This is a genomic window from Rhodococcus sp. MEB041 (assembly GCF_030208955.1).
GTDB lineage: Bacteria > Actinomycetota > Actinomycetes > Mycobacteriales > Mycobacteriaceae > Rhodococcoides.
The window spans coordinates 550,173-565,655 of record NZ_JARVSZ010000002.1 but is presented as its reverse complement, the minus strand read 5'-3'; the positions used below and the strand labels follow the sequence as shown (position 1 = coordinate 565,655).

Sequence of the window (15,483 nt, the reverse complement as noted above, 5' to 3'; positions counted from 1 at the left end):
ACCTGTGAGCACCATGGTCGCCGACGCCGTCGAGCATCTGGTTCGCGGCATCGTGTCCAATCCGGACGACGTTCGTGTCGAGATGATCACCGGTCGCCGTGGCCGGACCGTCGAGGTGCATGTGCACCCCGACGATCTGGGCAAGGTCATCGGCCGTGGCGGTCGTACCGCCACCGCGCTCCGTACCCTCGTCTCGGGTATCGGCGGCCGTGGGATCCGTGTCGACGTCGTCGACACCGATCGCTGATCACCGACGTGGAGCTCGTCGTGGGCCGCGTGGCCAAGTCGCACGGCATCAAGGGCGAGGTCGTCGTGGAGGTCCGCACGGACGATCCTGACGAGCGGTTCGCTCCGGGATCCGTTCTGCACGGCCGTGCGCGTCGCGACAACAGCACGACCGACTACACGGTGGAAGCCGCCCGGGAGCATTCCGGGCGGCTTCTGCTGCGTCTGAAGGGAATCGACGATCGCAGTACCGCCGACGCGATGCGCGGCACCCTGTTCGTCGTCGACACCGCGGATCTACCCCCGTCCGACGATCCGGACGAGTTCTACGACCACGAGCTCGAGGGCATGACGGTGCAGTTCGCTCCGGATCACGAGTCGGCGGGCACGGTGATCGGCACGGTCAGCGAGGTGCTGCACTCCGCTGCGGGGGAGTTGCTGTCGATCACGCCGGCCGACGAGAACGTCGGCCGCGAACTGCTCGTACCGTTCGTGTCCGCGATCGTGGTGTCGGTCTCCCGCGAGACGCGGACCGTCGAGATCGACCCGCCCGAAGGGCTTCTGGACGGCGAGTGACCATGCGTATCGACGTGGTGACGATCTTCCCCGAGTACCTCGAGCCCATGCGTACCGCGCTGCTGGGCAAGGCCGTGCAGAACGGTCTGGTGACCCTCGGTGTCCACGACCTCCGGGACTGGACACACGACGTGCACAAGGCGGTCGACGACTCGCCCTACGGCGGCGGCCCCGGCATGGTCATGAAGCCGACGGTGTGGGGAGACGCGTTGGACGACGTCATGCGCGACGCCGACCCGATCCTGGTGGTGCCCACGCCCGCCGGAGTGCCCTTCACCCAGCGCACCGCCGAGAGATGGTCGCGCGAGGATCATCTGGTGTTCGCATGCGGCCGCTACGAGGGCATCGATCAGCGAGTCTTCGATGACGCGGCGACTCGGGTGCGCGTCGAGGAGGTCAGCATCGGGGACTACGTGCTCATCGGCGGCGAGGCCGCGGTGCTGGTGATGACCGAGGCCGTGACGCGGCTGCTGCCCGGCGTCCTGGGCAATCAGCTCTCGCACCAACAGGACTCGTTCTCCGACGGTCTCCTCGAGGGGCCTGGCTACACCCGACCGGCCACGTGGCGCGGCCTGGACGTGCCGCCGGTTCTGTTGTCCGGCAACCACTCCCGCATCGAACAGTGGCGGCGGGAACAGTCGCTCGAGCGTACCGCTCAGCGCCGGCCCGACCTCCTGCCCTGACGCGATCCCTCAGGCGACGACCCCGGTGGGGAACAGGATCTTCAGCGCGCCGGTGACGGTGACGCGCGCGTGCTTGGCGCCGTCGTCGTCCGTCACCGCGGTGTCCGCCGTCGTCTCCGCGCTGCCGCCGTCCGCGCCGTACCAGGGATCCTCCCGCGAGAGCACCGCCACCACGTAGCGTTCTCCGTCGCCGACGAACCCCGTGCTCAGGTGGATCCACCGACCGTCGACGCAGCACATCCACCCTTGCTTGACCCCGCGGACCGTCTCGCCCGGGAGTGCCCGCGGGATGCCGAAGGTCTGGGGATAGCCGTCCGCTCCCTCGGGGGTGAAGGCCTCGAGGTCTCCGACGACGGTCGCCCGGTCCGCCGGGTTCAGTCCGCCGGTGCCGTCGAGGACGGCGTCGTAGTACCGCACCAGGTCCGCCGCGGTGGTCCGGGTGTTCCACCAGATCCCGTCCGCCGACGCGGCGGTGGCGGGCAGGCCGTAGCGGCCGGCGACGCGTGCCACGACGTCGGATCCACCGGCGGCGTCCCACAGGACCTGTGCCGCACTGTCGTCCGACGACGAGAGCATCGGCGCGATGAGGGCACGGAACTCCTCGTCGAGGGCGAACTCGCCGCGCGACGAGCGGTAGAGCAGATCGTCGGCGATGAACAACTTGACCACCGACGCCGTCTCGATCGGATCGTTGTCACCGGAACCCATGTACGTCCCGGTCTCCCGATCGAGGAAGCCGATGGAGAGCGTCGCGCCGCGAGCGGCCGCGCCGTCGAGTGCCTGCTGCAGGCGGCCGGTGAGGTCCGGTGCCATCGGCATCTCGGGTTCGGGGAACTCCGGTGCGACCGGGATCGTCGTCGCCGCCGGCTCGGCCGGCTGCGCGCAGGCCGCCGCCATCGTGGTGGCGAGCGCCACCGCCGCCATCATGGTGGAGGCTCGTCGCAGGCGCGCCGAAGGAGTTGTCACGTGACTACCGTTCTGTCATCGAGTGCCCCCACATTCGAGAGTGGACGTACCGGGCGCGTCGGCGCTCGGAACCCGGGGCGGCACCGTCACTCCACGGTACCGGCGCGGTAGGGTCCATCGCCGTGACGACCGCTGTGAAATCTGTCAATCGCCGGATCGCCGAGGAGCTCGACGTCGCGGAGGAGCGCGTACGCGCCGCCGTGGACCTGCTCGACGGGGGTGCGACGGTGCCGTTCATCGCGCGCTACCGCAAGGAGGTCACGGGCACGCTCGACGACACCCAGCTGCGCACGATCGACGAGCGACTGCGATACCTGCGCGAGCTCGACGAGCGCCGCGCCGCGATTCTCGAGTCCATCCGCTCGCAGGGCAAGCTCGACGACGCGCTCGAGGACTCGATCGTGCTCGCGGACACCAAGGCGCGCCTCGAGGACATCTACCTCCCGTTCAAACCGAAGCGCCGCACCAAGGCGCAGATCGCGCGCGAGGCCGGCCACCAGCCCGTGGCGGACGCCCTGCTGTCCGATCCGACCACCGATCCGACGTCCTTCGACGAGGAGCAGCTCGCCGGTGCGCGCGCGATCCTCGTCGAGCACTTCGCCGAGGACGCCGACCTCGTCGGGTCGCTGCGCGAGCTGATGTGGACCCGTGGCCGGTTGACCAGCGCGGTGCGACCGGGCAAGGAGACGGACGGTGCGAAGTTCTCCGACTACTTCGCGTTCTCCGAGTCCTTCACCTCCGTTCCGTCCCATCGAGTACTGGCAGTCCTGCGCGGGGAGAAGGAGGAGGTGCTCTCCCTCACGATGGATCCGGAGCCGAACACCGACGAACCCGCACCCGGTACCGCGTCGGTGTACGAGACCCGCATCGCGGCGCGCTTCGGTATCGGCGACCACGGCCGTGCGGCCGATCGGTGGCTCCTGGACACGGTGCGATGGGCGTGGCGGACCAAGCTTCTGGTCAGCCTGGGCATCGACACCCGCATGCGCCTCCGGCAGTCCGCGGAGGAGCGCGCGGTCGACGTCTTCGCCTCCAACCTTAAGGACCTGCTGTTGGCTGCGCCCGCCGGCAGTCGCACCACCATGGGCCTCGACCCCGGGTTCCGCACGGGAACCAAGGTCGCGATCGTGGACCCCACCGGCAAGGTCCTCGCGTACGACACCATCTATCCGCACAAGCCCCAGGGCAAGTGGAACGAGGCGCTCGCGACGCTGGCCGCACTGGCGGCGAAGCACCGTGTCGATCTGCTGGCCATCGGCAACGGCACCGCGTCGCGTGAGACCGACGCGCTGGCGGCGGAACTCATCGCGAGGTACCCGGACGCGAACTTGACCAAGGCGATGGTCTCCGAGGCCGGCGCCTCCGTGTACTCCGCGTCCGCCTACGGGTCGCGCGAACTGCCCGATCTCGACGTCTCGATCCGCGGCGCGGTCTCCATCGCCCGTCGTCTGCAGGATCCCCTCGCGGAACTGGTGAAAATCGACCCGAAGTCGATCGGCGTGGGGCAGTACCAGCACGACGTCTCGGAATCCATGTTGGCGCGTTCCCTGGGCGCCGTCGTCGAGGACGCGGTGAACGCGGTCGGCGTCGACGTCAACACCGCCAGCGTGCCTCTGCTCGCGCGCGTCTCCGGCGTGGCCACCACTCTCGCCGAGTCGATCGTCGCGCACCGCGACGAGAACGGCCCCTTCCGATCCCGATCCGCACTGCAGAAGGTTCCGCGGCTCGGGCCCAAGGCCTTCGAGCAGTGCGCCGGGTTCCTCCGCATCACCGACGGCGACGACCCCCTCGACCGGTCGAGCGTGCACCCCGAGGCGTATCCCGTGGTGCGCCGCATCGTCGACAGGGCCGGCATGGGAGTCCGTGAGGTGATCGGCAACGAGCGAGTGCTGCGGTCCCTGCGCCCGCAGGACTTCGTCGACGACCGGTTCGGACTCCCGACCGTCACCGACATCCTGTCCGAGCTCGAGAAGCCCGGCCGCGATCCGCGTCCGGAGTTCGCCACCGCCACCTTCGCGGCCGGTGTCGAGAAGGTCGCCGACCTCCGACCGGGCATGGTGCTCGAGGGAGTGGTGACCAACGTGGCGGCCTTCGGCGCCTTCGTCGACGTGGGCGTGCACCAGGACGGACTCGTCCACGTCTCGGCGATGTCCGACCGCTTCGTCTCGGACCCGCACGACGTCGTCAAGTCCGGACAGGTCGTGCGCGTGAAGGTCATGGAGGTCGACCTGCCGCGCCAGCGGATCGGTCTGTCCTTGCGACTGACCGACGAGATCGGCGGTACGGCAGCGGCATCGGCTCCACGCGGCGGGTCGGGAGGCCAGGGCGCCCGGAACCGGCAGAAGACCGGAGCCGGACCGCGCAAGGGAGCGCAGTCCTCGGCACCGGCCGCGGCAACGGGATCGATGGCCGATGCCCTGCGGAAGGCGGGCTTCGGAAAGTAGAGGGTGTCGCGGCGGCGCGGATAGACTTCCTCGTCACAGGACGGGCACGGCAGGAAGGCGCTGCGATGGAGCGGTGGATGCACCACGTCTCCGACGAGGGGCGCATCCCGCTGCTGTTCTTCCTCGTCGGGTTCATCGCCGGGTTCGTCTTCATCCGGTTCAGCGTCCGCATGATCCGCGCGCAGGTGTCCTGGTGGCCGGGCAACGTCACGCCGGGCGGACACCACGTGCATCACGTCGTGTTCGGTGTGGTCGCCATGCTGGTCTCGGGTATCGCGATGATCACCGTGTACGTCGACGGCACCCAGACCACGGGCGCGGCGCTCGCGGCGTTCTTCGGTATCGGTGCGGCACTGGTACTCGACGAGTTCGCGCTCATCTTCTATCTGGAGGACGTGTACTGGGCCGAGCAGGGCCGCACCTCCGTCGACGCGGTCTTTGTCGCCGTGGCCGCCACCGTCATGCTGCTGTTCGGTCTCAAACCGCTCGAGTTCTTCGACGTGGCCGGCTTCCGTGACGATCCCAGCGTCGCGGTGCGGAGCATCATCGTCGTCCTGGCCGCGCTCAATCTCCTCCTCGCCGCGATCGTCCTCGCGAAGGGCAAGATCTGGACCGGGCTCGCCGGCCTGTTCTTCCTGCCGCTGCTCGTGATCGGCGCGATCCGGATCGGCCGGCCGGGGTCACCCTGGGCGCGCTGGCGCTACACCCGACGCCCGCGGCGGATGGAGAAAGCCCTGCGGCGCGAGCGCAACCTGCGCCGTCCCGTCGTCCGCGCGAAGATCTGGATGCAGGACGCCATCGCGGGCACGCCCGACGTCGCGCACGTGCGCGCCGCTGCCGAGGACGAACTCGATCGCATCGTCGTTCCGGCGCCGGCGCCGGGGGAGTCGCGCCCCGATCGCGAATCGATCGGCGCGGGCTGATCCGGCCGATTTCGTCGGGCACCGGTTCTCTGGCACAATCGTGGGGTTGCCTGACACCGGGCGTGCTACTCGCATGCCCGGCATCCGGTGGACACCTATTCGGAGTACGAACCAGTCGAGCGTCGACGGCATCCGCCGACGGCAGCCGCTCGGGTCCTCTGCTCGAGATCTCGTCACAGCAAGGATGAACCATGAACACCCTGGATTTCCTGGACAAGCAGTCGCTGCGCAGCGACATTCCCGAGTTCCGCCCGGGCGACACACTGAACGTGCACGTGAAGGTCATCGAGGGCTCCAAGGAGCGCGTGCAGATCTTCAAGGGCGTCGTCATTCGGCGTCAGGGTGGCGGCATCCGCGAGACCTTCACGGTCCGCAAGGTGTCCTTCGGCGTCGGCGTGGAGCGCACCTTCCCCGTCCACACCCCGAACATCGCCCAGATCGACGTGCTGACCCGCGGTGACGTGCGTCGCGCGAAGCTGTACTACCTGCGCGAGCTGCGCGGCAAGGCAGCCAAGATCAAGGAGAAGCGCTGATCTTCGGCGTTCCACTCGCTGGACGGCCGGACACAGGGGACTCGTTCCCCGGTGTCCGGCCGTTCTGCGTCCCGGCCGTTCTGCACCGCGGCGCTGCCGCTAATCTTGACCCGTGACGGACGAGCGCGCGGGCGACGACAACGACGAGGCGCAGCGAACCAAGAAGCCACGGTCCTTCTGGCGTGAGCTCCCGATTCTCATCCTGGTCGCCCTGGTGCTCAGCTTCCTCTTGCAGACCTTCGTCGCGAGGGTGTACCTGATCCCCTCGGAATCGATGGAGCCGACCTTGCACGGCTGCACTGGTTGCACCGGTGACCGCATCGTCGTGGAGAAGATCGGGTACCGCTTCGGCGATCCGACGGCCGGTGACGTCGTCGTGTTCCGCGGACCGCCGTCCTGGGACGGCGACTACGTCTCCACGCGGTCGTCCAACGTCGTCGTCCGCGGCGCCCAGGAACTCGGATCCCTCGTCGGCCTGGTCGCACCGGACGAGAACGATCTGGTCAAGCGCGTCATCGCCACCGGCGGTCAGACCGTCGAGTGCTGCGACGAGCAGGGACGCGTTCTCGTCGACGGCAAGCCGCTCGACGAGCCGTACATCACCATGGACTTCGACTTCGTGCCCGGCACGCTCACGTGCGACACCCCGATCCGTTCCGGGCGGTGCTTCGGGCCCGTCACCGTGCCCGAGGGCAACGTGTGGGTCATGGGTGACAACCGCAGCAACTCCGCCGACTCGCGCTTCCACGTCGCCGACGAACTGCAGGGAACCATCCCGCTGGACAACGTGATCGGCAAGGCGCAGGCCATCGTGCTGCCGCCCGGTCGCTGGGGTCTCATCGACGATCCGGACATCCAGGGGCAGTGAGTTCGGGGCCCATGAAGTCGACCACGCGGCTCTCCCGGACGTCGTGGCCGCCGCGCACCGTCATCCGGCGTGCGGGTGGTATGCGCACCATGGAGTCGGCACTTCTCCGGTCGGGTCTCGGGCCCGTGGCGGGCGTGGACGAAGCGGGTCGTGGCGCCTGTGCGGGCCCACTGGTCATCGCCGCGTGCATCCTGGGCGATCGCGCCCGCGCCGCGCTGGACCTTCTGGACGACTCGAAGAAGTTGAGCGAGAAGACGCGGGAGTCGTTGTTTCCGAAGGTGATCCGCTGGGCGACGGCATACTCGATCGTCACCGTCCCCGCGGCCGAGATCGACCGCATCGGTATCCACGTCGCCAACATCGAGGGCATGCGCCGCGCGGTCGCCGGACTGTCGGTCGACCCCGGGTACGTCCTGACCGACGGTTTTCGGGTGCCCGGGCTTCCCGCGCCGTCACTCCCGGTGATCGGTGGTGACGCCACCGCGGCATGTATCGCCGCCGCGAGCGTGCTCGCCAAGGTGCATCGCGACCGCATCATGCGCTCACTCGACGGAGACATTCCCGGCTACGACTTCTCCGTACACAAGGGCTACAACACGACGCTGCACACGGACGCCCTCGCCCGTCTCGGGGCGAGCCGGGAGCACCGTCGCTCGTGGTCGAACGTCGCCTGCCTCGAGGATGCCGGCGCCGCACCGACGGTGTCGCCGCAGGAGCGGGGTCGATGGGAACACGAGGGCGCCGATGCGCGATGATGGCGGCATGAGTGCCGAGGATCTCGAGAAGTACGAAACCGAGATGGAACTGTCGCTGTACCGGGAGTACCGCGACATCGTCGGCCAGTTCACCTACGTGGTGGAGACCGAGCGTCGCTTCTATCTCGCGAACTCGGTGGAGATGATCCCGCGGAACGCGGACGGTGAGATCTACTTCGAGGTGCGGATGTCCGATGCGTGGGTGTGGGACATGTACCGACCCGCGCGCTTCGTCAAGCACGTCCGGGTGATCACGTTCAAGGACGTCAACATCGAGGAACTCGACAAGCCGGATCTGCGACTTCCCGAGTGACGGGGACTTCCCGAGTGAATCAGCGCTGATCCGTTCCCAGGATTCGCGCGTTGAGGTGCCACCCCTCGTAGCCGTCGTCCACGCCGCCGCGCTGGTCGTGCTCGATCGACGCGCGCGGAATGGACAGGATGCGTGCCGTCCGTAGCGCCCACGAGTAGTCGCCGCACCCCACCTCCCTGGTCGATTCCCGACCCAGCGCATCGTTCGACGTCCACAGCAGTGCGTAGGGGTGAGCGGGCCGCCGATCGTCCGGCACGCGGCGGAGAAGGAACTCACTGCCGGACGGCGTCCCGCTCGCCGACGAGTCGCGTGCAGTGTTCATGACCCGATCATCGCAAACCCCACGGCCGAGCGCCGCGCAACAGGGGGTTTCGGTGGTCCGTCATCCCCGGGTCGAGCGTCGTCCCCGGGTTTTCTGCGGCCGCAGGTCGGCGCCGCGGCACGGTCGCCGCGTGCCTGCACAGTCGTGCTCCGACACCGGGTGTGCCCACCACCGGGCACCGGGTCGGCGAGGAGAGCCATGGCGACGAACGCGGAAATGGGCAGAGCGGGCGAGGAAGCTGCCGCGTCGTATCTGACGACGGTGGGTCTGCGCATTCTCGACCGCAACTGGCGGTGCCGGCACGGCGAGGTCGACATCATCGGCGTGGACGGCGACACCGTCGTGTTCGTCGAGGTGAAGACCCGCTCCGGCGACGGGTACGGCACTCCGGCCGAGGCGGTCACGCCGGCGAAGGCGCAGCGCATCCACCGGCTGGCCGGGCTGTGGCTCGCCGAGCGGTCCGGTCCGTGGGTGCCGGTGCGGTTCGACGTCGTGGAGGTCGTGATCGCCGACGGCCGGGGGCCTCTGCTCTCGCATCTGAGGGCGGCGTTCTGATGGCGCTGGGACGGACGTTCTCGGTCGCCGTCACGGGCATCGACGGCATCCTCGTGGAGATCGAGGCCGACGTGGGGCGGGGCCTGCCGGGCGTGCACGTGGTCGGACTCCCCGATGCGGCGCTGCAGGAGTCACGGGACCGAGTGCGGGCCGCGGTGAACAACTCCGGCCAGAGCTGGCCCGCGTCCAAGGTGGTGCTCGCGCTGTCGCCGGCCACACTCCCCAAAGTGGGATCCGTGTACGACCTGGCACTGGCGTGCGCGGTGCTCGGCGCCGCCAAGGTGGTGCCGCCGGGTCTGTTGGCCTCGACGGTGCTGGTGGGTGAGCTGGCACTCGACGGGCGGGTGCGGAGCGTGCGAGGGGTCCTTCCCGCCGTGCTCGCCGCACGCGGAGCGGGGTGGACCCGCGTGGTGGTGCCGCAGGACAGCCTCGCCGAGGCGGGCCTGGTGGGCGGGATCGAGGTTCTCGGGGCCGCGCATCTGCGGCAGGTGATCGAGTGGCTCTCGCACCGGTGCACTCTCCCGGAACCGATGCCGACACGGCCGGGTCCGGAGCCCCGGTACGGCGATCTCGCCGACGTGGTCGGACAGTCCGAAGCACGCTGGGCTCTCGAGGTCGCGGCCGCCGGCGCACACCATCTGATGTTCACGGGGCCGCCCGGTATCGGCAAGACGATGCTCGCGGGTCGGCTGCCCGGACTGCTGCCGCCGCTGACGGAGGGTCAGGCCCTGGAGGTGACGGCGGTGCACTCCGTCGCGGGGACACTCACGGCGGAGTGTCCGTTGATCACCACCGCCCCGTTCATCGCGCCGCATCACACCACCTCGGTGGCGGCACTGGTGGGCGGCGGAAGCGGCATGGCGCGACCGGGTGCAGTGAGCCGGGCGCACCACGGCGTGCTCTTCCTCGACGAGTGCGCCGAGATGTCGGTGCGCGTGCTGGAGGCACTGCGTACCCCGCTGGAGGACGGCGAGGTGCGCATCGCGCGGCGCGACGGGGTCGCCCGCTATCCCGCTCGCTTCCAACTGGTGCTGGCGGCCAATCCGTGTCCGTGCGCCTCGCCGCGGACCGCCGACTGCGTGTGTGCGCCGAACGCCCGCCGGCGCTACCTCGGCAAGCTGTCCGGACCACTGCTCGACCGGGTGGACCTGCGGCTGTCGATGCAGCCCGCTGCGACCGGAATGTTGACCGATGACGTGGGGGAGACGACCGAGGTGGTGCGCGGCAGAGTGACGGCAGCGCGGCAGGCGGCGGCGGAACGGTGGTCCGAGTTCGGCTGGCGGACCAATGCCGAAGTACCCGGATCGGCTCTGCGCCAGCGCTTCCGGCTCGAACGCGAAGCATTGATTCCGATCGAACGGGCGCTGCGGCGCGGTGGCATCACGGCGCGGGGCGCGGACCGCATCCTGCGCTTGGCCTGGACGCTCGGCGACCTCGAGGGGCGGATGTCTCCGGGACCCGAGTGCGTGGCGTCGGCGATGAGTTTTCGCGAACAGGGGAGTGGCGTGTGAGTGGAGCGCAGAATCCGGAGACCCTGGCGTGGGCGTACGTCTCGACGGTGGTGCAGGGTCCGTCGCGCGCCGTCGAGCAGCTCATTGCCTCGCGCGGAGTGGTGGACGCCGCGGCGACGATGCGCACCGGGGACGTTCCGAAGGCGGTGTGGGACCGCGTGTCGGCGCGGGCACATCTCGACACCGCCGCGGCGAGCCTCGACCTGATGGCTGCGATGGACGGTCGACTGGTGGTGCCGTCGGACGAGGAGTGGCCCGCCTGGCGGTTCCTCGGATTCGAGCGGCCGGACGGGGCTCTGCCCACTCGCGACGGCGGTGCGCCGTTGGCGTTGTGGGTGGTGGGTCCGGCGCCGGTGGCGTCGTCCACGGAGCGGGCGGTGGCCGTGGTGGGAACGCGCGCCGCGACGAGCTACGGGGAGCACGTGACGGGTGAGATCGCGGGAGACCTGGCCGTGGACGGGTGGACGGTGGTCTCCGGCGGCGCGTACGGCATCGACGGTGCGGCGCATCGCGCCGCGCTGGGCGTGGGCGGCTGCACGGTGGCGGTGCTGGCGTGCGGCGTCGACCGGGCGTACCCGGCGGGGCACGGGCGTCTGCTGCGGAGAGTGTCGGAGACGGGTGCGGTGGTGTCGGAGTATCCGCCGGGCACACCACCCGCCCGGTACCGCTTCCTCTCCCGCAACAGGCTGGTGGCCGCACTGTGTGACGGCGTGGTCGTGGTCGAGGCGGGATGGCGCAGCGGGGCGCGTAACACGGCGTCGTGGGCACGGGCACTGGGGCGACCGGTCATGGCGGTACCGGGGCCGGTGACGTCCGCGTCGTCGACGGGGTGCCACCGGATGATCCGCGAGGGCGAAGCGCGTCTGGTGACGGGTGCCCGGGACGTGGTGGCCGAGGCGGGTGCGGTGGGTGCGGGTGTCGAGGACGACGACGACCGGGACGCCCTGTTCGGCCGCGATCTCGATCGCCTGCCGCAGACTCCCGCCCGCGTGCTGGACGCGTTCCCGGCCACGGGAGCCCGAACGGTGCAGCAACTGTCCGTGGACTCCGGCGTGCCCGTGTCGGCGGTGCGGTCAGCGCTGGTGGTCCTCGAGATCGAGGGACACGCCGGCCGCGACGAGGCGGGATGGGTGCGCATCGAGAAGATCCGGTGAGGGCTGTGCCGGGAGCAGGTCCTCTGCCCGCAGGGAGGTGCCGGGCAGGATCGCGTCGCGCAGGTCCGGCTTGACGCCGCTGATGATCCAGGTGCACAGCGCGGCGAGCTGAGCGGACACGAGCGGCGGTACCGCGTCCCCGACGTGGCGGTACATGTTCGACAGCGATCGCGCGCGGAACACGTAGTCGTCCGGAAAACCGTTCAGCAGGGCCAACTCTCGCACCGTGCACAGCCGGTCCTGCTCGGGATGGGTGTAGCGGCCGTTGCCGAAGTGGGCGCACTCCCGTTTGACGGTGGGCGCGGGACGGTCCCACCACAGTCGGCCGTAGACGTCGGGGTGCGACCCCAGGCGCCCGGCGGCGACGAGGCGCTGCATCGCGGGCGTCAGGTGGTCGTCGCCGCCGGGGGCGGACCTGAGGTCGAGCCAGGAACCGCCGTCGTGGGGGAGGGCGTGGAGGCGGCGGCGGGTCGACTCACGACCGATGCTGGGCGAGAGGTGCATCGGATCGCCGGACGCCGTCTCACCGGCCTCGACGCGGGGCAGGTGGCCGATCGCGCGACGCACCGTGATCGCCTCCGGTGCGATGGTCGTGCCCTCCCACAATTCGGAAAGAGTGTGCAATTCGTGATCGCGCCGCACCGCGACCACCAGGGATCTCTCGCGTCGTTGCGGTAAGCCGACCGTACTGAGCATGTGCACCGAGGCATCGACGTCGTAGCCGAGGTGATCCAACCGCAGAGCCAACGCGTCGAGATGACCACGGAAATTACCGCCGACCAATTCTCGTGCGTTTTCCATGACGAGGACGATCGGGCGCAGAGCCTCGACGGAGTCGGCGACACGGGTCACGAGCGAATTGCGTGGATCGTCGGTGAGATGATTTCGAGGATTTGCACGGGAGAAGCCGGTGCACGGCGGGCACGCACTGAGTACGTCGAGTGGTCGTCCGTTCAGACGCGGGGCGAAGAGTCGCGCCAACTCGGCCCCGGTGACAGCGGAAAGATCCACGGCGTGCGGCACCGTTCCGATATTCGCCTCGTAGGACGCATTGCATTCGAGAGATCCGCGCGCACTGCTCGGTTTACCCAGTTGTGCGTCCGCCGCGCCGACTACCTCGAACGCGCCGTGTCGTGCGAAGCCGCAACTCATTCCGCCCGCACCGCTGAAGAGATCGACGAAGGTCAGCGAACCGGACGGTCTCGTCGTCGACGACACGGCACGCGTTTCCGAGAAACTCTGTGCGGTCATCCGTGAACCCTTCGTGGCCGACGTCGACGGGAGTGGCCGCGTCGAGTATGCGTTCGTCACAGTACCGGCGACCGCGGTGAGCCCGATCGTCCCGTGTCGGTCACGAACAACAGGTCGGCGAATTCACGACCGAGATGTCGTGATTCGGATGTTGTCAGGGCGGTGTCGGGTCGGTGTCACGATGTCGGCCATCTCGGCTGTTATCTTGGAGGAAATTCTTTCTCCACCCGGTATCGAGGAGCGCAGAACAATGGCACGACGCACCACCGTCCAAATGATCGACGATGTCGACGGTTCACTCATCAAGGACGGGCAGGGCGAGACGGTCGAGTTCGCGGTCGGAGGCGTGTCCTATTCGATCGATCTCAACAGCAAGCACGCCAACGAGTTGTACGACCAATTCGCATTCTGGATCGAACACGCGGAGAAGGTGGGCGGCAAGAAGTCTCGCCGGAACGGGTCCGCCGCGGCGCCGAAGAAGGGCCGCCAGAATCTGCAGGACGTGCGGGCGTGGGCCAAGGAGAACGGCTTCGAGGTCAGCACCCGCGGGCGCATCAGCCAGGAGATCCAGGACGCGTACGACGCCGCGCACTGACCTGTCGTGGGGCCGGTCGGCGAATTAGGGTAGGCTAACCACGTCTTGCGCCCCACCGGCGGCAAGGCCCGTACCCGATGGAGGTGCCCTGTGGCGCGACGACTGACCACCCTGACCGTTCTCCGCACCGAGCGGCTCACCCCGCACATGGTGCGCGTGGTGCTCGGCGGTGCGAACTTCGACGAGTTCGCGCAATCCGAGTTCACCGACAGCTACGTCAAGCTGCACTTCGGTGACGCCGACGAGCCGACGTTGCGCACCTACACGGTGCGATCGGTGGACACGCAGGCCCGCGAAGTCGCCATCGACTTCGTCGTCCACGGCGACGAGGGTGTCGCCGGCCCGTGGGCGCTGAGCGCCGCGGCGGGGGACCAGCTCTCGTTCTTCGGTCCCGCCGGCGCGTACTCGCCTCGTGCGGACGCAGACTGGCACCTTCTCGCCGGCGACGAGACGGGCGTGCCCGCCATCTCCGCAGCACTCGCGGCGCTTCCCGAGGGAGCCGTCGCGCGAGTGGTGCTCGAAGCAGCGAGTCCGGAGGACCGCGTCGAGATCGCGGCGCCGACCTCTGCCGACATCCGCTGGGTGTACCGCGACCAGGATCCGGGTGGCTCACCGCTGGCCGCCGCCGTCCGTGCGGTGGAGTGGCTGCCCGGTCAGCCTCATGTCTTCGTGCACGGTGAAGCGCAGTCCGTGATGCACGAGATCCGGCCTTACATCCGCAAAGAGCGTGGCGTGACTGCGGAATGGGCCTCGATATCGGGATACTGGCGTCGTGGCCGCACCGAGGAGGGATTCCGCACCTGGAAGCGAGAACTCGCTGCCAGCGAATCCTGACGATCTCGCGCTCCTCGCGAGATTCACCGAGCATCTCGCTCTGCAACGCAACCGCTCCGAGCACACCGTGCGCGCGTACGTCGGCGACGCCCGTGCTCTGATCGGCTTCTGTCGAGACGCGCACGGTGATCCGTCCGCGGCACTCGACGACGTGATCACACTTCGCTCCCTGCGCTCGTGGCTCGCCTCGATGTCGGTCGCGGGAGTGTCCCGCTCGACTCTCGCGCGTCGAGCGAGTTCGGCGCGCACCTTCACCGCGTGGTCGTGCACCGTCGGAGCACTCACCGCGGACCCGGCGGTGCGGCTGTCGGCACCGCCGTCGCGTCGGACGCTCCCGGGCGTGCTGCGTGAGCGTGACGCTCGGGACGCGATGACGGCCGCGACATCCGGTGCCGAGCAACAGGATCCGATGGCCCTGCGCGACAGGGTCGTCGTAGAGCTCCTGTACGCGACCGGAATCCGGGTCGGCGAACTGTGCGGTCTCGATGTGGACGACGTGGATCTCGACAGACGGGTGCTCCGCGTCCTCGGCAAGGGCGACAAGGAACGCGTCGTACCGTTCGGCGCGCCCGCGGAGGACGCGGTGGTGCAGTGGTCGACCGTGGGCCGCCCCGCCCTGGCCACACCGGACTCCGGCGCGGCCCTGCTCCTGGGGCGTCGCGGCGGACGCCTGAATCAGCGGCAGGCGCGCTCGGTGGTGCACGAGGTGCTGTCCGCCGTGCCCGGTGCCCCGGACCTGGGTCCGCACGGCCTCCGACACTCCGCCGCGACCCACCTGCTCGAGGGCGGCGCCGATCTCCGCGTGGTGCAGGAACTGCTCGGGCACGCGTCGCTCGCCACGACGCAGATCTACACCCATGTCTCCGTGGAGCGGCTGCGCGCGGTCCACGATCAGGCGCATCCGCGAGCCTGACGTCGGGTCCTGTCGACCACCTCGCACGCTCGTGCACGTTTGGTACCGTCTGCACGGGGGAT

The 15,483-nt window shown here is 69.3% G+C and carries 18 protein-coding genes; 15 read left to right on the top strand and 3 right to left on the bottom strand.

What is annotated here, in order from left to right; genetic code table 11:
* Positions 1-4: 4 nt before the first annotated feature.
* From QRN16_RS06645 to trmD, 3 genes are read left to right on the top strand one after another with little or no spacing between them, the layout of a single operon-like run.
* A complete protein-coding gene (locus tag QRN16_RS06645; RefSeq protein WP_027505019.1) occupies positions 5-247 on the top strand; it encodes an RNA-binding protein in 243 nt (80 codons plus the stop codon).
* Positions 248-255: 8 nt separating this feature from the next.
* On the top strand, positions 256-801 hold the full coding sequence (gene rimM / locus QRN16_RS06640) for a ribosome maturation factor RimM (RefSeq protein ID WP_056445061.1): 546 nt from the start codon (positions 256-258) through the stop codon (positions 799-801).
* Positions 802-803: 2 nt separating this feature from the next.
* Complete coding sequence (trmD, locus tag QRN16_RS06635) at positions 804-1,484, top strand: tRNA (guanosine(37)-N1)-methyltransferase TrmD (RefSeq protein WP_056445343.1); 681 nt, start codon at positions 804-806, stop codon at positions 1,482-1,484.
* Positions 1,485-1,493: 9 nt separating this feature from the next.
* On the opposite strand, the gene QRN16_RS06630 is transcribed toward trmD, so the two are convergent.
* Entirely contained in the window at positions 1,494-2,450 is a 957-nt protein-coding gene (locus QRN16_RS06630; RefSeq protein ID WP_285185163.1) for a serine hydrolase, read from the bottom strand.
* 122 nt (positions 2,451-2,572) lie between these two features.
* Between QRN16_RS06630 and QRN16_RS06625 the strand changes: the two genes are divergently transcribed.
* The 6 genes from QRN16_RS06625 to QRN16_RS06600 all read left to right on the top strand — a co-directional run bounded on the left by QRN16_RS06625 (position 2,573) and on the right by QRN16_RS06600 (position 8,286).
* Complete coding sequence (locus tag QRN16_RS06625) at positions 2,573-4,894, top strand: Tex family protein (RefSeq protein ID WP_285185161.1); 2,322 nt, start codon at positions 2,573-2,575, stop codon at positions 4,892-4,894.
* A 65-nt stretch (positions 4,895-4,959) separates the two neighbouring features.
* Entirely contained in the window at positions 4,960-5,817 is an 858-nt protein-coding gene (locus QRN16_RS06620; protein ID WP_502943982.1) for a hypothetical protein, read from the top strand.
* Positions 5,818-6,008: 191 nt separating this feature from the next.
* Positions 6,009-6,350, top strand: coding sequence for a 50S ribosomal protein L19 (gene rplS, locus QRN16_RS06615; protein WP_027505024.1), 342 nt, complete (start codon positions 6,009-6,011; stop codon positions 6,348-6,350).
* A gap of 112 nt (positions 6,351-6,462) precedes the next feature.
* Entirely contained in the window at positions 6,463-7,218 is a 756-nt protein-coding gene (lepB, locus tag QRN16_RS06610; protein ID WP_222630753.1) for a signal peptidase I, read from the top strand.
* Positions 7,219-7,229: 11 nt separating this feature from the next.
* Complete coding sequence (locus QRN16_RS06605; protein ID WP_056445340.1) at positions 7,230-7,973, top strand: ribonuclease HII; 744 nt, start codon at positions 7,230-7,232, stop codon at positions 7,971-7,973.
* A gap of 7 nt (positions 7,974-7,980) precedes the next feature.
* On the top strand, positions 7,981-8,286 hold the full coding sequence (locus tag QRN16_RS06600; protein ID WP_027505026.1) for a DUF2469 domain-containing protein: 306 nt from the start codon (positions 7,981-7,983) through the stop codon (positions 8,284-8,286).
* 19 nt (positions 8,287-8,305) lie between these two features.
* Here the strand turns inward: QRN16_RS06600 and QRN16_RS06595 are convergent, their stop codons facing one another.
* A complete protein-coding gene (locus QRN16_RS06595) occupies positions 8,306-8,608 on the bottom strand; it encodes a hypothetical protein (RefSeq protein WP_204867859.1) in 303 nt (100 codons plus the stop codon).
* 198 nt (positions 8,609-8,806) lie between these two features.
* Here QRN16_RS06595 and QRN16_RS06590 point away from each other — a divergent pair, with 198 nt between their 5' ends.
* The 3 genes from QRN16_RS06590 to dprA are packed head-to-tail and all read left to right on the top strand — an operon-like array spanning position 8,807 to position 11,828.
* Entirely contained in the window at positions 8,807-9,163 is a 357-nt protein-coding gene (locus tag QRN16_RS06590; protein ID WP_027505028.1) for a YraN family protein, read from the top strand.
* Positions 9,163-10,674, top strand: coding sequence for a YifB family Mg chelatase-like AAA ATPase (locus QRN16_RS06585; RefSeq protein ID WP_285185143.1), 1,512 nt, complete (start codon positions 9,163-9,165; stop codon positions 10,672-10,674). Before QRN16_RS06590 ends, QRN16_RS06585 begins: the two co-directional genes overlap by 1 nt.
* Complete coding sequence (gene dprA, locus QRN16_RS06580) at positions 10,671-11,828, top strand: DNA-processing protein DprA (protein WP_285185140.1); 1,158 nt, start codon at positions 10,671-10,673, stop codon at positions 11,826-11,828. Before QRN16_RS06585 ends, dprA begins: the two co-directional genes overlap by 4 nt.
* On the opposite strand, the gene QRN16_RS06575 is transcribed toward dprA, so the two are convergent.
* Complete coding sequence (locus QRN16_RS06575; RefSeq protein ID WP_285185138.1) at positions 11,748-13,079, bottom strand: DNA cytosine methyltransferase; 1,332 nt, start codon at positions 13,077-13,079, stop codon at positions 11,748-11,750. The two genes, dprA and QRN16_RS06575, sit on opposite strands and share 81 nt — an antisense overlap.
* A gap of 250 nt (positions 13,080-13,329) precedes the next feature.
* Here QRN16_RS06575 and QRN16_RS06570 point away from each other — a divergent pair, with 250 nt between their 5' ends.
* The 3 genes from QRN16_RS06570 to QRN16_RS06560 all read left to right on the top strand — a co-directional run bounded on the left by QRN16_RS06570 (position 13,330) and on the right by QRN16_RS06560 (position 15,421).
* On the top strand, positions 13,330-13,674 hold the full coding sequence (locus tag QRN16_RS06570; protein ID WP_027505031.1) for a histone-like nucleoid-structuring protein Lsr2: 345 nt from the start codon (positions 13,330-13,332) through the stop codon (positions 13,672-13,674).
* Between the two features lie 90 nt (positions 13,675-13,764).
* On the top strand, positions 13,765-14,508 hold the full coding sequence (locus QRN16_RS06565; RefSeq protein ID WP_285185136.1) for a siderophore-interacting protein: 744 nt from the start codon (positions 13,765-13,767) through the stop codon (positions 14,506-14,508).
* Positions 14,492-15,421 (top strand): tyrosine recombinase XerC, encoded by a 930-nt coding sequence (locus QRN16_RS06560; protein ID WP_027505033.1) that lies wholly within the window; start codon positions 14,492-14,494, stop codon positions 15,419-15,421. Before QRN16_RS06565 ends, QRN16_RS06560 begins: the two co-directional genes overlap by 17 nt.
* Positions 15,422-15,483 lie beyond the last annotated feature (62 nt).

Excerpts from the sequence above, each read along its gene's own strand:
- QRN16_RS06595 (WP_204867859.1), bottom strand. The coding sequence starts at position 8,608 with ATGAACACTGCACGCGACTCGTCGGCGAGCGGGACGCCGTCCGGCAGT.
- QRN16_RS06590 (WP_027505028.1), top strand. The coding sequence starts at position 8,807 with ATGGCGACGAACGCGGAAATGGGCAGAGCGGGCGAGGAAGCTGCCGCG.
- QRN16_RS06600 (WP_027505026.1), top strand. The coding sequence starts at position 7,981 with ATGAGTGCCGAGGATCTCGAGAAGTACGAAACCGAGATGGAACTGTCG.
- QRN16_RS06585 (WP_285185143.1), top strand. The coding sequence starts at position 9,163 with ATGGCGCTGGGACGGACGTTCTCGGTCGCCGTCACGGGCATCGACGGC.
- QRN16_RS06605 (WP_056445340.1), top strand. The coding sequence starts at position 7,230 with ATGAAGTCGACCACGCGGCTCTCCCGGACGTCGTGGCCGCCGCGCACC.
- QRN16_RS06575 (WP_285185138.1), bottom strand. The coding sequence starts at position 13,079 with ATGACCGCACAGAGTTTCTCGGAAACGCGTGCCGTGTCGTCGACGACG.
- trmD (WP_056445343.1), top strand. The coding sequence starts at position 804 with ATGCGTATCGACGTGGTGACGATCTTCCCCGAGTACCTCGAGCCCATG.
- QRN16_RS06620 (WP_502943982.1), top strand. The coding sequence starts at position 4,960 with ATGGAGCGGTGGATGCACCACGTCTCCGACGAGGGGCGCATCCCGCTG.
- rplS (WP_027505024.1), top strand. The coding sequence starts at position 6,009 with ATGAACACCCTGGATTTCCTGGACAAGCAGTCGCTGCGCAGCGACATT.
- QRN16_RS06570 (WP_027505031.1), top strand. The coding sequence starts at position 13,330 with ATGGCACGACGCACCACCGTCCAAATGATCGACGATGTCGACGGTTCA.